General features: G+C 66.3%; 12 protein-coding genes and 1 pseudogene. 6 read left to right on the top strand and 7 right to left on the bottom strand.

From position 1 onward, the window contains the following. Positions 1-641: 641 nt before the first annotated feature. Positions 642-1,490, top strand: coding sequence for an HNH endonuclease family protein (locus tag ACOOHB_RS04995; protein ID WP_420443707.1), 849 nt, complete (start codon positions 642-644; stop codon positions 1,488-1,490). A 75-nt stretch (positions 1,491-1,565) separates the two neighbouring features. Here ACOOHB_RS04995 and ACOOHB_RS04990 read toward each other — a convergent pair whose 3' ends face one another. Next, positions 1,566-2,036: an SRPBCC family protein gene (locus ACOOHB_RS04990; protein ID WP_420443706.1), complete on the bottom strand. Its 471-nt coding sequence runs from the start codon at positions 2,034-2,036 to the stop codon at positions 1,566-1,568. Between the two features lie 211 nt (positions 2,037-2,247). Here ACOOHB_RS04990 and ACOOHB_RS04985 point away from each other — a divergent pair, with 211 nt between their 5' ends. The 5 genes and pseudogenes from ACOOHB_RS04985 to ACOOHB_RS04965 all read left to right on the top strand — a co-directional run bounded on the left by ACOOHB_RS04985 (position 2,248) and on the right by ACOOHB_RS04965 (position 9,025). Continuing rightward, positions 2,248-3,147 carry an SCO6745 family protein gene (locus ACOOHB_RS04985; RefSeq protein ID WP_420443705.1) on the top strand — a complete coding sequence of 300 codons (900 nt, stop codon included), beginning with the start codon at positions 2,248-2,250 and terminating at the stop codon, positions 3,145-3,147. 6 nt (positions 3,148-3,153) lie between these two features. Then, a pseudogene (locus tag ACOOHB_RS04980) lies at positions 3,154-4,986 on the top strand (glutamine--tRNA ligase/YqeY domain fusion protein); the annotation flags it as partial. A gap of 239 nt (positions 4,987-5,225) precedes the next feature. After that, positions 5,226-5,957 (top strand): SDR family oxidoreductase, encoded by a 732-nt coding sequence (locus ACOOHB_RS04975; protein ID WP_420444662.1) that lies wholly within the window; start codon positions 5,226-5,228, stop codon positions 5,955-5,957. 268 nt (positions 5,958-6,225) lie between these two features. Next, complete coding sequence (locus ACOOHB_RS04970; RefSeq protein WP_420443704.1) at positions 6,226-7,872, top strand: HNH endonuclease; 1,647 nt, start codon at positions 6,226-6,228, stop codon at positions 7,870-7,872. 265 nt (positions 7,873-8,137) lie between these two features. Beyond that, positions 8,138-9,025 carry a TIGR03619 family F420-dependent LLM class oxidoreductase gene (locus ACOOHB_RS04965; RefSeq protein ID WP_420443703.1) on the top strand — a complete coding sequence of 296 codons (888 nt, stop codon included), beginning with the start codon at positions 8,138-8,140 and terminating at the stop codon, positions 9,023-9,025. 387 nt (positions 9,026-9,412) lie between these two features. Here ACOOHB_RS04965 and ACOOHB_RS04960 read toward each other — a convergent pair whose 3' ends face one another. From ACOOHB_RS04960 to ACOOHB_RS04935, 6 genes are all read right to left on the bottom strand, one after another. Continuing rightward, on the bottom strand, positions 9,413-10,624 hold the full coding sequence (locus tag ACOOHB_RS04960; protein WP_420443702.1) for a thiolase family protein: 1,212 nt from the start codon (positions 10,622-10,624) through the stop codon (positions 9,413-9,415). 131 nt (positions 10,625-10,755) lie between these two features. Further along, a complete protein-coding gene (locus ACOOHB_RS04955) occupies positions 10,756-11,139 on the bottom strand; it encodes a Zn-ribbon domain-containing OB-fold protein (protein WP_420444661.1) in 384 nt (127 codons plus the stop codon). 201 nt (positions 11,140-11,340) lie between these two features. Then, positions 11,341-11,985: a nitroreductase family protein gene (locus ACOOHB_RS04950; protein WP_420443701.1), complete on the bottom strand. Its 645-nt coding sequence runs from the start codon at positions 11,983-11,985 to the stop codon at positions 11,341-11,343. 85 nt (positions 11,986-12,070) lie between these two features. After that, positions 12,071-12,736 carry a hypothetical protein gene (locus ACOOHB_RS04945; RefSeq protein WP_420443700.1) on the bottom strand — a complete coding sequence of 222 codons (666 nt, stop codon included), beginning with the start codon at positions 12,734-12,736 and terminating at the stop codon, positions 12,071-12,073. Between the two features lie 147 nt (positions 12,737-12,883). Continuing rightward, positions 12,884-13,381 (bottom strand): proteasome activator, encoded by a 498-nt coding sequence (locus tag ACOOHB_RS04940; protein WP_420443699.1) that lies wholly within the window; start codon positions 13,379-13,381, stop codon positions 12,884-12,886. A 112-nt stretch (positions 13,382-13,493) separates the two neighbouring features. Further along, complete coding sequence (locus tag ACOOHB_RS04935) at positions 13,494-14,633, bottom strand: alkaline phosphatase family protein (RefSeq protein WP_420443698.1); 1,140 nt, start codon at positions 14,631-14,633, stop codon at positions 13,494-13,496. Positions 14,634-14,646: the final 13 nt, after the last annotated feature.

Genomic DNA, 14,646 nt, shown 5'->3' with positions numbered 1-14,646 from the left:
TTTCGTCAACACATGCCAGAGGAAACATGGCGGATTCGGCGCATCACAGTTCCTGGGGCGTCGGCTGAGCAATTGCCCACATCGTCGGCGCGAGAACGCAAAAGCGCAGGTCACGGAGTCGCTAGTCGGCCCCATTCCGGGCAATTCAGTAATCTCGGCGTTCGTATCCCACCCGAGCACCCGGGAGCGGCCTAGCTTGCGCGACGATGCGGGTGCACACATCGAACCGTGTCCCCGCTGCGGTCCAGCGATCTCTCATCGGAACCTGCCTCGTGGGCGCCGTTCTCACGCTGGCCGCGTGCGCCCCGGCCCCCGACACGTCCCGAAGCCAACCCGACGCTGAGGCTGCCCGGGCCAGCTCGACAAAATCAGACTCACCGATCGTCACGCTGCAGCCTGCTGCGGACGCCACCCCGCGCTCGGAAGCCATAGGCGGGACAACCCCTTCAGACACTGCCCCTTCAGACACTGCCTCCGCTGCTGCTCCGAACCCTTCAGACACTGCCCCTTCAGACACTGCCTCCGCTGCTACTCCGAACCCTTCAGACACTGCCCCTTCAGACACTGCCTCCGCTGCTGCTCCGAACCCTTCAGACGACGATGTCTCCGCATTCCCGCAGGTCACATTCCCGGAGGCGACGGTGCGTGACACCGACGCCGAAGCCGCTGACCTCGAGCGGCGCAGGAGCGTCATCGGCCTCTTTGAGCGGCTGCGGATCGAGGTGGAGCACCGCAGTGGGTACAGCCGCGATGCCGTCTTCCCGGGTTGGCTCTACAGCAACGGCCAGACGACACGGGAACGCGTGCTGGCCCAAGAACAGCACCCGGACGGCACGTGGAACTCTGCCTATGACAACACCACGGTGACCAGCGCCGGCGATTTGGATATCGATCACCTCGTGCCGCTTGCCGAAGCATGGGAATCGGGTGGGTACGTCTGGTCGGCCGACACGTGGACTCGATTCGCAAACGACCTCGGCGATTCACGGTCACTGATCGCCGTCAGCTCCTCGACCAACCGCAGCAAGGGCGCCCGCGATCCCCATGACTGGTGGCCGCCCCAAGCCACTTATCGGTGTCAGTACGCCGCAGACTGGATCGCAGTCAAGACTCGCTGGGAGCTGTCGGCTGACACTGCGGAAGAGCGCTCGCTCGACACCCAGCTGTCGTCATGCACCGGCGCAGAGTTCGAATTCGCAGTACCGGCAAAGGGAAGCGTCACAATCGAAGAATCCTCGCTTGAAGATGCCAGCTCCCCTGAGACACCGGGAGAGACCAGCGAAGCAGATACCGACTCGGCGGACACCGAAGCCGCTGCACCGGGTACTGGCTGTCATCCTGCCTACGAACCCTGCTTGCCGAACCTGCCCGGCGATGCCGTCAATTGCGGCGACCTCACGTCGGAGCAGAAGCCGGTGCGCGTCAAGGTGATCGGCGAGGACCCGTACCGCTTGGATCGTGACGGGAATGGTGTCGGCTGCCAGTCCTAGGTCGATGCGGCAGCCGGAATCAGGACTCGGCGGCACAGCAGCCGAAACGAGAAATCGGCGGCGCAGCGACCGGAATCAGGACTCGGCGGCGGCCTTGATGGCCACGAGGGTTGCGGCCATGCCCGCACGCACGACGTCGGCCCGTGCCGCCAACTGCTCCGCGCTGAGCGGCTGCAGTGTCGGCGGCAGCGACAGGACGTCCCAAGTTTCGGTCAACGTCGTTCCGCCACCCTCGTTGGACGCCGTGCGGTACGTCCAGCGCACATAGGGGCCCTCGGGATCCTCTGGCCGGGTCACCCATTCGAAGCACTCGCCGGGTTGCGCCACGGTGACGGTGCACGGCACGCTCCACTCGCGTTCGCCGATGCGGTTGTGCCCTTCGAACGTGGAACCCTCGGCGCCCGGCGTGCCGCTGGTCCAATTTGCTCCGGCGTTCTCGGGGCTCCACTCCCCCATGCGCGGCACGTCGCAGACCATGGCGAAGACGGTTTCTGGCGTGGCGGCGATCTCGACGGTGGCTTCGTGCTGCATTCCGTGAACGGTCATGGTCGAAACCGTAGTTCCGTGCGGTCACTTGGGAGCAGTGCAGAAGTGCCGTGCGCTCACCCGGGAACAGCGCAGGGCACCGCGCACGAGCCCGCAGCGCCATACCATTGCGGCGACCGCGAGCGACCCAACACAACCTGCACCGACACGCCGAGCGATACCTGGCGGCCGTCGGCCACCCCGCAACGGCCCCGACATCGAGGAGTACCCCATGGGTGAGATTCCACGCACCGAGGACCGTCGAAGCCCGATCCGGCGCCTGGGCCGCACGGTCGAGCCGATCCACACGGTGGCCTACTACTCACCGGAGATCTACGGATTCAACGACGACGGCTTCAAGGGCTGGTGGCACGCCTACTTCGCATACCGCTCGGCCCCGATGGGCAGGGCCAGCGCAGCGACGGTGACTGCGGTGTTCTACAACTTCGCACCTCGCATGGTGGAACGAGCGGTGCCTGGCTGCTGGGACATCATGGAGCCTGACGCAGTCCGAGCCCGGCAGCTTGAGCTCACGACCGCCTCGATGCAACGGGCTCTGGGCGAGTACCCGGATCCCGGCGACATCTCAGCCGCAGCATCCGCCCTGCGCAGTTTTGCGGGCGATCTGCCGACGGGCGCACGACCGCTCTACGCGGGGTGGGCCTCGGAACCGTGGCCGTGCGACAGCACCGGCGGCGGGGACGTCATGGACCTCTGGCACGGCTGCACGCTGCTGCGAGAGTTCCGCTTCGACGCGCACAACATTGCGCTCGCAGCCGGTGACCTCGACCCCGTCGAGTGCCACGTCATGATGACCACTGGTGGCCACGGAAACGGCGCCACCATCCAGAAGATCCGTGGCTGGAATGCCCAGGAGTGGGACGCTGCCTGCCAGCGGCTCATCGACCGCGGTTGGATCACCGCCGACGGGGAACAGACCCCCGAAGGCAACGCTGCACGCAGAGCCGTCGAGCACGACACGGACCGCCTGTCCTCCCCAGCAGCCGAAGCCCTGACGGCCGACGAATTCGAGGCCTTGCTCGGGCGCCTCGAGAGCATCACCGGCTACCTGGTCGAGTCCGGCATCGTCGCAGGCGTCTGGCCGCCGCCGCACGTCACTGTCGCTGCCTGAGGAGCCGTGCCCTCCCGCCCTGCCGAGATCAGTCCTGAGCCAGACGACGGCAGCGGGCGCGACCTCATTCGCGATCTTGTCGTAGCGGACCTTGCTTCGGCGCGGTTCGCGGGCCGAGTGCAGACCCGCTTTCCGCCAGAGCCGAACGGGTACCTCCACATCGGTCATGCCAAGGCCATCTGTCTCGACTTCACTGTCGCTTCCGAATTCGGCGGGCGCTGTGTCCTCCGCTTCGATGACACGAACCCCGCCACCGAGAGCCCTGAATATGTCGATGCCATCGTCGACGACGTGAGGTGGCTCGGATTCGAGCCGCACGAGATCCGCTACGCCTCGGACTACTTCGAGCAGTTGTACGCGTGGGCCGAGCTGCTGATTGAGCGAGGTCTTGCCTACGTCGATGATCAGGACGCGGACGCCATCTCGGCTGGCCGCGGAGGCTTCGGCCGCGCAGGCACGGAGAGCCCGTACCGCGACCGGCCGGTCACCGAGAACTTGCGCCTGTTCCGGGAGATGGCCGCCGGCCGGTATCCCGAGGGCAGCCGGGTGCTGCGTGCCCGCGTCGACATGCAGCACGAGAACATGCAGATGCGCGACCCGGTGATGTACCGCATCCGTCACGAGCATCACTACCGCAGCGGCGACCGCTGGTGCATCTACCCCACCTACGACTGGGCACACGGCCAGAGCGATGCCGTCGAGGGCGTCACCCATTCGCTGTGCACGCTGGAATTCCGAGACAACCGGGCGCTCTATGACTGGTACCTGGAACATTTGCCGCTCGATGCGCTCGGCCATACCGGTGAGCGGCCCTACCAGACCGAGTTCGCCCGGCTGGAGCTGAACCACACGATCACCTCCAAGCGGGTCCTGCGCCGGCTGGTGGAGGGCGGCCATGTGGACGGCTGGGACGATCCCCGGCTGCCGACGCTGCGTGCCCTGCGGCGGCGGGGGTATCCCCCTGCGGCCATCCGAGAGTTCTGCGCCTCTATCGGGGTTGCGCGTACCAACAGCCGCCACGCTCCTGAGCTGCTGGAATCGTTCGTGCGAACGGAGCTGAATGCCGTGGCGCCTCGCCGCATGGCCGTCCTGCGGCCGCTGAAGCTCGTGATCACCAACTGGCCCGCCGATGACGACGGCGTGCCCGTCACCGAGTACCGGGAGGCGGTCAATAATCCCGAGGATCCGGCTGTGGGCACCCGGCAGGTGCCCTTCAGCGGGACCCTGTGGATCGAGCAGGACGACTTCCGGCTGGAGGCCCCGCCGAAGTACTTCCGGCTCACGCCTGGTCGGGAGGTCCGGCTGCGAGCGGGCTACTTCGTGCGTTGCACCGACGCGGTGACCGACGGCGAGGGCAATGTCACCGAGGTGCACTGCACCTATGACCCGCAGACTTCCGGCGGTCAGGCGCCCGACGGCCGAAAGGTCAAGGCCACCATTCACTGGGTCAGCGCAGCGCACGCAGTGCCCATCACTGCTGCGCTGTATGAGCGGCTCTTCGATGCCGAGCTGCCAGGCGACCGCACCGGTGATCCCCTCGACGACCTGCATCCGGACTCCCGTGAGGTTCTTGCCGGCGTTGCAGAGCCGGCAATCGCGGATATCGCTGCGGGCACCGTGGTGCAGTTCGAGCGACTCGGCTATTTCTGCGCCGACGGCCCCGTGTCGGACAGCCCTGGGTTGGACAACCCCGGGTTGGACAGCCCCGGGTTGGACGGCCCTGCGTCGGACAGCCCCGTGTCGGACAGCTCAGGGGTCTCGCTGTTCCACCGCACCGTCGGGCTGCGAGACGAGTGGGCGAACATTCAGAAGCGTCAGGCCCAAGCCGCCAAGCAGGGCGGCAAGCGGGGCTCCAAGGGCGACGGCGAGCGAAGCGGCACTCAGCGCGGCGAGCGAAGCGGCACTCAGCGCGGCAGTCAGCGCGGCGAGCGAGGCGGCAGTCAGGGCGCAACAGAGGGCGGCGAGCAGCCGCAGAAGGAGGCCACGTGAACGCACCACAGGTAGGCGAATCGGGAACTGCTCCAAATGACGCTGCTCCTGGCGATGCCGGCTCGAACGACGCCGGAACCCGTGACCGGGTGGCAATCATCACCGGAGGCGGCACCGGTGTCGGCAAGGCCTGCGCGCTGGCGCTCTCGGAGGCCGGCTGGAAGGTGGTCATCTGCGGCCGTCGCCGAGAGCTGCTCGACGAGGTGGTGGATCTGTGCGCGGATGAAGCACTCGCCGTCACCGCTGATGTCTCGGAACCAGACCAGGTCGATGCTCTGTTCGCAGGGACCACAGACCGGTTCGGACGTGTCGACCTGCTGTTCAACAACGCCGGCATGGGCACCCGTCCCGTGCCGGTGGATGAAGTACCGGTCGCGGACTGGATGGCCACCGTCGGCGTGAATCTCACCGGCTCATGGCTGTGCGCCCGTGCGGCCTTCGCTCAGATGAAACGCCAGCGGCCCTCCGGCGGTCGCATCATCAACAACGGGTCGGTGTCGGCGCAGACACCGCGACCGCATTCATCCCCCTACACAGCGACGAAACACGCCATCACAGGGCTGACCAAGGCACTGTCGCTGGACGGGCGCTCCCACGGCATCACCGTCGGGCAGATCGACATCGGCAACGCCGAATCGCCCCTGACCGCGGCCATGGCCACCGGTGTCCCCCAGGCCGACGGGAGCATCCGGGCCGAACCGCTGATGGATGTCGACGACGTGGCCCGCGCAGTCCTCTACATGGCGGAGCTGCCTGCCGACACCAACGTCCTGACGATGACGGTGATGGCCAACGGGATGCCGCTGGTCGGCCGAGGCTGAGGATTTCGTTGGGTCTGGTGGGGGCTGCCGGGGTGGCCCTGGCTGAGGAGCTCGTTGGGTCTGGTGGGGGCTGCCGGGGGTGGCCTTGGCTGAGGAGCTCGTTGGGTCTGGTGGATGTTGCCGGGGTGGCCCTGGCTGAGGAGCTCGTCGGGTCTGGTGGATGTTGCCGGGGTGGCCTTGGCTGGGGAGCTCGTTTGGTCTGGTGGAGGCTGCCGGGGGTGGCCTCGGCCGAGTCTTCGTGTAACAGGGTGTGCTTACAGTCAATGTCATGAGGTTCACGGACGTTCGCGGCGATTCGGCGGCCGGATCGGCGCCGCCTGCCGAGTCGGTGCTGTCGGTGCTGTCGGTGCTGCGCGGCGCGCGTGACGTAGTGGCGCGGGCGTCGCTGGTCCCGCTCGAGGGTGCGTCCAGCGACACGCTCGCTCTGGTGGTCGAACAGGCTGAACGGCTGCGCTCAGCCGCTCAGGCAATGCTGCTGAATGCCACCGCCGCGCTGGAAGCCTCACAGGCAGGAGCGGGCCGTTCGGCGCTTCGCGAGCGGGCACGGCAGAGCAGCCGCAAGGCCAAGCGCACCACACAAGTCAGCGAACAGATCGCTCAGATGCCGAATGTGGCGCGCGGCCTCGCGGTGGGCGATCTCACCGTCGAGCATGCCGAGGTGCTCGCGGACGCGGCCCGACAGACCAGCCCCAATGCCGTCGACACCGCCGCGGACCTGCTCGAGACCGCCGCTGCGGTGCCGCCCGAGATTCTGCGCCGAGACGCCCGCGACTTCGCCGCCCGCTACGACCCCGACGCGGTGCGATCAATGCTTGCGCGCCAACGCCGCGAACGCAGCGCCGCATTGTTCGTCGATCACGCCAGCGGCATGGGAGTGCTCAACGCACGCTTGGACCCGATCAGCTTCGCGTTGATCCAACAGGCAGTCGAGACCTACAAAGATGCCCTGTGGCGACAAGACGGCGGACGCGACGGCACACCCAACCAGATCCGCGACAACAAACAACGCCTCGCGGACGCCGTCTTCGAAATGCTCACCGACCGCAACGCTTTGGTCACCATCGACCACCCCACGGCCCCATCGCTTCTGGCACAGCACCACTCCCCCAAGAGCACCGACACCGACCCGGGCCGTGACGTTGCCGAACCCGTGCGCACTGGCGATCCCCGACATGGCCGCAGCGAAACAAGCGATGCCGAGCGCGACCGTGATGGCCGCGACGAGCACGAACACCGCTGCGATAGCGACGACATCCCGCAACGCTGCGATGCGACACCCCCTTCACACAGGGATGCGACACCCCCCACACACAGGGATGCGACACCCCCCACACACAGGGATGCGACACCCCCTGCACGCAGCGATGCGACACCCCCCACACACAGCGACACCGTGCCGGTCGGCGCCGCGGGCCGCTCGATCCAGCACTGGCGGCCTGCTCAAGCACCCAACCAACTCGTCATCGTCGCCGAGATGGGCGTCATCGACGGCACCACACCCCACGGACGATGCGAAGCCCTCGGCGTCGGACCCGTACCGGCCGAGATCCTCAACAACCTCTCGCCCGACACACGCATCAGCGGCGCAGTATTCGACACCGCAGGCCAGCCGCTGTGGCTCGGGCGCGGCCGACGGCTCGCCACCGCAGCTCAACAGCTCGCCGTCGCCATACGCGACCGCGGCTGTGTTCTGTGCCGTGCCCCGATGCATCGCTGTGAGTACCACCACATCGACGAATGGAACGCCGACCGCGGCACCACAGACCCTCCCAACCTCGCAGCACTGTGCGACGACTGCCACAACGGCCTGCACGAACGCAACCAGCGATTGCGCCGACACCCCACCACCGGCCACTGGGACACCGAACCCCGCAGCGAACCCGCCAGCGGCGAGCGAGGAGGCAACCCGCCATGACCAAACCCCTGCATCTACAACGAACAGTGAAGATGTGCGCACGAACGGCGACTTCGGCCGCCACCACGACATCAAGTACCAGTAACGGCACCCCAGTAGTGACACCCAAGGGCCCGAGCGAGCAGGTGCCGGAGGACACCTTGAACCGGCGGTCGGCCGCGTCTGGAGGCGCCGGCAGTCGGCCGCGGCTGGAGGCGCCGGCGGTCGGCCGCGGCTGACGGCGCCAGCGGGCATACGTGTCAGCGTGGCATTTAGGCTGCGCGCCATGAAATTCGGGTACCTCACTGGCAATCATCACGGCGGCATCGATCCGGGCGATCTGGCCCACGAGCTCGAAGAGCGTGGCTACTACTCGGTCTGGTACCCCGAGCACACCCACATCCCGACATCTCGCCAGAGCCCGTACCCCAATGGCGGGCAGCTGCCGGGGACCTACCTGCACATGATGGATCCGTTTGTGTCGATGGGCGTTGCAGCAGCGCGGACCTCCACCATCAAGCTGGGCACCGGCATCTGTCTCATCCTGCAGCACGACCTCATCGATCTCGCTCGGACTGTGTCGTCGACCGATGTGCTGTCGGACGGACGAGTCGTGCTCGGCATCGGCGTCGGCTGGAACAAAGAGGAACTGGCCGATCATCGGCCCGACATGCCGTTCGGTCAGCGATACGGCGCCATGCGCGAGCGTGTGGCTGCCATGCGGTCCATCTGGGCGAACGATCCGGTACCGGCCTTGGACGGCCGCTGGGACAGCCACAGCGAGTCGTGGATCTACCCCAAGCCGGCGAATGGCTCGGTACCGATCGCGCTCGGCAATGCGGGTCCGCTCGGCATCGGGCACGCAGCGGAGTACGCCGATGAATGGTGTCCCATCGATGTCGGTGTGATGAACGTCACTGGCAAGCCCGACGTGGTCGGCGGCATCGAGCGATTCCGTCGACTCGCCGCCGAGGCAGGGCGGCCCGACGCCGACGACATTCCCATCACGCTCTACATCTGGGGACGGCCGCGTCTGGACCGGCTGGAGTCCTATGCAGAGGCCGGCGTCAGCCAGTTCGTGTTCACGCCTGTGAACTTCGACCTGCCGTCGGCAGACGAGACGCTGCAGTACCTCGACGAGCTGACACCCACGCTCGAAGCATTCAATAACTGAGACTCCCGATCGGGTCCGACGAAGTACGCTTGCCGAAGAGGCCAGCCTCAGCCGGGTGGTGGCCGAGTCCGAAAGGCACTTCCCACCCGGAGTGGCTGGCCCTCGCGCGAACGTAACGACACATTGCTACGGGAACCCCATGGATTCCGCGCAGGCTCGAGCCGAGCTGTCCGATGATCGCGTTCCGGCCGGAGGCCTGCGCGCCTGTGTCCGATGGCCGCGCGCGACCTAGAGGCCTGAGCGCCTGTGTCCGATGGCCGCGCTCGACCTAGAGGCCTGAGCACCAGCATCTGATGGCCGCGCTCGACCTAGAGGCCTGAGCACCAGCATCTGATGGGGCGTTCGGGCTAGAGGCCTGCGCGCCTGTGTCCGATGGCCGCGCGCGACCTAGAGGCCTGAGCGCTCCAGGACGTGCACGCCGCAGCTGGAGCCGAGGCCGATGACGTGGGCAAGACCGACCTTGGCGTCGGGAACCTGACGATCGCCAGCCTCGCCACGAAGGTGGGTAGCAACCTCGAACAGGTTGGCCACGCCGGTAGCGCCGATGGGGTGCCCCTTCGACAGCAGGCCACCCGACACGTTGACGGGGATATCGCCGTCACGCCACGGACCGCCCCGGTCGATCCACTCGCCGGCGCCACCGGGTTGGCACAGACGCAAGTTGTCGTAGTGCCGCAGCTCGGCCGTCGCGAAGCAGTCATGCAGCTCGACGAGGTCGAGATCGGCGGGGTCGACGCCCGAGTCCTCGTAAGCAGCGTCGGCTGCGTTGCGGGTCAGCGTGTTGACATCAGGCTGGACCTGGCAGCCCTCGGTCCAGGGATCTGAGGTCAGCACCGAAGCCGAGACCTTGACGGCGCGTCGTTGCTGCTCACGTGGCAGCGTCCGCAGCTTCTCATCGGAGACCAGCACGACTGCAGCCGAGCCGTCGCCGGTGGGGCAGCACATCAGCAGCGTGTTCGGGTAGGCGATCACCTCGGAGCCCATGACCTCTTCCAGCGTGAACGCCTTGCGGTACTGCGCCAGCGGGTTCAGCGTCGAGTGCTCGTGGTTCTTCTGAGCCACCTTGGCGAATTGCTCGAATCCCACGCCATCGTTCTCATACGCGTACTCCATGCCGGCCTGGGCAAACACGCCCGGCATCATGTTGGTGCCCAAGCGCCCCTCGACACCCACCACGGAGCCGAAGCGGCCCTTGCGTGCGAACACGGTCTTGTCGGAGCGGGCGGCCCGATCGCCACCGAGCATGCCCATCTTGCCCATCTGCTCGACGCCTACAGCAAGGCCCATCTGCGCCTCGCCGGACTTGATCGCCATCATCACCGTGCGGACCGCCGTGGCGCCCGTGGCGCAGGCGTTGGCCACGTTGTACACGGGAATGCCGGTCTGGCCGATCTGCTTCTGGAGGCGCTGTCCGACGCTGCCGTTTGCTTCGTAGAGGCAGCCCGCCGCCAGGACATCCATGTCGGCCATGGTCACCCCGCCGTCGTCCAGTGCCCCCAACGAGGCCTGCGCTGCAAGGTCGATCAGGTCTTTGTCGGCGTAACGGCCGAACTTGGTCATGGACGTGCCGAGGATCCAGACGGGGTCCTGGTTGCTCATGGCTGCTCTTCTCCGGTGAATGGCGGTGCTGTTGGTTATCTGTGCTGAGTTGTCTGTGCTGAGTTGTCTGTGTCGAATGCGGTCGTTATGCGGTCGGATCGGGGTCGGTATCAGCGGGCCTGCTGGCGCCCTCAGGCTGGCGAAGGCTCGTATCCGAAGGCAACGGCTTCGTTGCCTTCGTCGTCGGTAGCAGACACGTAGGTAGCGAGGCGCACGCGCATCCCGAGGCTCACGTTCTCGGGCGTGGGCTCGACATTGACGATGTTGCTCTTCACGCGCCCGCCTCCGTCGAGATCGACTACCGCGGACACATACGGAGCCGGCACTCCCCGCGCAGCGCGGTGCACGATCGTGAACGCCCTCACCGCGCCCGTGTTGGCGAGCCGAGTCGTCGAGAATTCGCGAGCCCCGCACGCGGCACATGCATTCCGACGATCGAAATAGGTGACCCCGCAGGCATCGCAGACGTTGGCGGCCAGGTGGGGGTCCTCCCCGAGCTGCAGGTACTCGACCATTGAAATCTGGTTCGGCGCAGTTTCGTTCGGCGCAGTTTCGTTCGGCGCGATTTCGTTCGGCGCAGTTTCGTTTGGCGCGATTTCGTTCGGCGCGATGTGCTCGCCCACGTCAGCGTTCCTCCCAAGTCGAGGTGAGTGCAGCGGCCCGGCGCAGAGCCAGCACCGAGCCAACTCGGGCCGCCACTGCCACCCCGCAGCAACTTACCAGTGCCCCAGCCAGTGCCCCCGATGAACCAGCGGGCGATCGACCGTTGCGTTCAGCGCTTCGGGATCGTGTGCGTTCGCTTCGGCGAAGAGCGGACGCCGAGGTCTGCGGTGGCTCGCGGCGGGTCCGCTTGAGGCCTCTGCTGACCGATCGGGCCATCCCACAGCCACCACGCCGATGGGTTCGTGCGATGGCGGGACGCCGAGCGCTGCCGCAACTGCGCCGGCGTGTTTGAACATGCCAAAAAACAGCACGCCGAGACCTTCGTCTATCGCGGCGTACTGCAATGCCATCGCAGCGAAACTCGCATCCACCGTCCAGAACGGCGTCGACCAGGCATCAGGGTTTTCGCCGAGGCCCGTATGCGCTTTATCGGACTCTGCGTAGCGCTCGACGTACGCCCCTGGGTCCGCCCAGACGGTGATCAGGACCGGGCAGGCGATCAAGCTGGCCCAACGAAAGCTGTCCCGACGATCTGCCCGCAGCGTCGCGTCCCAGTACCGAGCCGTCTGGGAGGCCCCGCTGAGCACGACGAAGTCGAAACCCTGCGAGTTGCCGGCCGATGGGACGCGCCGAGCTGCATCGAGGACCCGCGCCACAAGCACATCGTCAACAGGGTCCGGCATGAAATGCCGGGTCATGCGCCGTCGGCGGGCGAGTCTGCCGAAATCTCCGCTCACAGGACCAGGTGCTCAGCCCGCCCGGGACCCCAATTGGCCGGGAGCGCTACAGCAGCTTCGCTAGGTCTTCCCGGGTGGCCCAGCCGAACGAGATCAGCGCGTCACCATTTGCGGTGTCGAAGCCGTCAAACAGTGCGATCAACGCCGGATCGACCTTCTCGGGCCGTGGTGCGGTGTGGTTCAGCACGAACGAGGGCCCGCCGTCGCCATAGACCTTGAACTCTCGAGCCTTGTACTCGCCCTGAATCTCGAATCGCTTTGCGAGTCGCCGTCCCCAGGCGCGGTCCTCGCCGTTGGGCTCGTAGCCGGGACGTGGCACCACCCGATCGAGCGGCTTGAACGCAGTGAAGGCGCCTGCGTCGGCCATCTGGGAGGCCACCAGCACGTCTTCGTCGGGGAACGCCAGCACGGCGCGGCGAAGTTGATCGGTCACCATTGCACGCAGTGCGCTGTCACGACGGGCCGAACGCCGTGTTGCACCCGCACCCATCAGCACGGTGGGATCGCCGCCGACACGCTCGAGGGTGCAATAACCGTATGCGGCGAGCTTGGTGCCGTCTCGTACGTGGGTGACGAGCACCCAGGCATCGCGCTGCTTGGAGAGATGTCCGACGTCGAAGTGAACGTTCTCACCCGTGACCAACTCTGCCATCTCGCAGATCTCGGCATCGCTGAGTGCCGTGCAGTCCTTTGTCTCAACTTCGAGCGCCATTTTGGTTCTCGCTCCCTGCGGTGCTCGCTGACCGAACCCCAATGGCTGGCCAGACAAATCCTTCAGTGCTAGCTCAGTGCGCGGAAGCGCCCCCCGTTGCAGCGATGCCAAGCATGCGACGACTGCCGCCGACCGATCTCGCCCCGGTCACAGATAGACACCGCCACGCTCTGCTGTCCTGCCTGGACTGGGCTGCTCGCCGGCTTCGAGGGCGTTGCCACGCATGCTGCGCAGCTGCCGCTCAGCCATCATCTGCTGCGCCGATACTGCTGCTTGGATGCCGTGGAACAGTCCTTCGAGCCATCCCACGAGTTGGGCCTGAGCGATGCGTAGCTCAGGGCCAGAGGGGATTTCCTCGTCGAACGGCAGCGCAATCCGGTTCAGCTCGCTAGCGAGCGGCTCGGACAGCGCCGTTGCCAGTTCCTCGACGGACAGGTGGTACACGTCGCGCATGCGATCGCGACCTGCTTCGTCGAGTTCCGCATGGCGGACTTCTTCGAGCAGTTTGCGAATCATGCCGCCAATACGCATGAGCTTCGCCGGTTCAGGAACGAAGGGCTCGTCGTTGGGGTCATCTTCCGTGCGAGGTCCGCTATTTAGCAGTTCACCCTGTTCTGGATCCTGAACCGAATCGCCGACCACCATCAAAATGCTATCTGGCGAGGGCGCGATCCCCGTCGGCGAGGTCTCAAGAAATGCCCGTGGACACTGGATGCACGTCGCTTCACAGCCAGTCGGCAGCCGCTTGTGAGCCTCGCTACAACTGTGCGAAGGGCACCATCATTTCCTCTGAAGTCAAACCCCCGTGCCGGCCGATCAGGCCATGGTGCGGCTGGTCTTCATCGGGCATGGTGAAGGCCTGCAGGCCACGGGGAACGAGCGCGACATCGCCGAGACGGCCCCGGGCTGCCTTCGAGACATGGTTGCCCAGCCAACATTCGTCCAGCACCTGGCTCACGGGAGCGATCTCCGCGAGGGCGGCGTATCGCTCACACGCACCTGCGAGTTGACGTTGCGCACCTGGGCGAGCGTGCAGCCACAGCATCCTGGCCTCACCCGACCAGCCGGTGGTGAGATCGGCCACCTCAGGGTCGATCATGACGAGCGGTTCGAGCACTTCGACGACGCCGTGGTCGGCCGTGACGATGAGCGGAGTGTCACCAGGCAGTCCGGTACGCAATTCAACGGCGAGGCGTTCTACCTCAGCCAGCGCAGCTCGATAGTGGTCGCCCAGCCCGAATTCGTGAGCGACCTTGTCGAGGGTGTCGTAGTACGCGAATACCAGCCGAAAACCCGCGGCTACTGCGCCGAAGACGCATTCGGCAATCTCGTTCACTTCGCGCCAGCCCCGGAATGCACTGCCCCGCAGGTGAGCCATAGTGAAGCCACTGTGGCGAAATTCCGCCCGTGTCACCACCGCCGCCGGTTGGCCGCAAAAGGGCACGACAGGTTGCAGTTCATCGGCTGGCAGCGAAGCGCGTACGTCGGTGCCGCCGGCGCGCCAGCGAAGGGCGTTCAGCAGTCCCAGCGACGTCGGCACCCGATACCCGACAAGGCCGTGTTCGCTGGGCGCAGCACCAGTTGTCAGAGATGTCAGGGCCGTCGCAGTCGTGCTCGGCGCAACGGTGGTGATGGGTGGCGTGCGGTCGTTTGCCGCTGCGAGCACCGGGGCCAGTGATCTGTTGCGTCGCAGCTGATGCCATCCGAGCCCGTCGATCACCAGCATGACCACGGTGGGAGCCGAAGCGACAGGATCGCTGATGAGTTCGGTCTCTACGCCAGCGAGGAGCCCTGGAATTGCTGCTGTGATGCACCGACCGCCGTAGGCGGGCAGGACACGCTCGAGTACCAGCGGCTCGCTGTCGATGGCGCTGGCGCTGCCGAGGGCACGGTCCATGGCGCTGACCCTA

It is taken from the genome of Candidatus Poriferisodalis sp., from assembly GCF_965215815.1.
Lineage (GTDB): Bacteria > Actinomycetota > Acidimicrobiia > Acidimicrobiales > Poriferisodalaceae > Poriferisodalis.
Note: the sequence above shows the minus strand (reverse complement) of the source record. Positions and strands in the feature narration are given on the sequence as shown.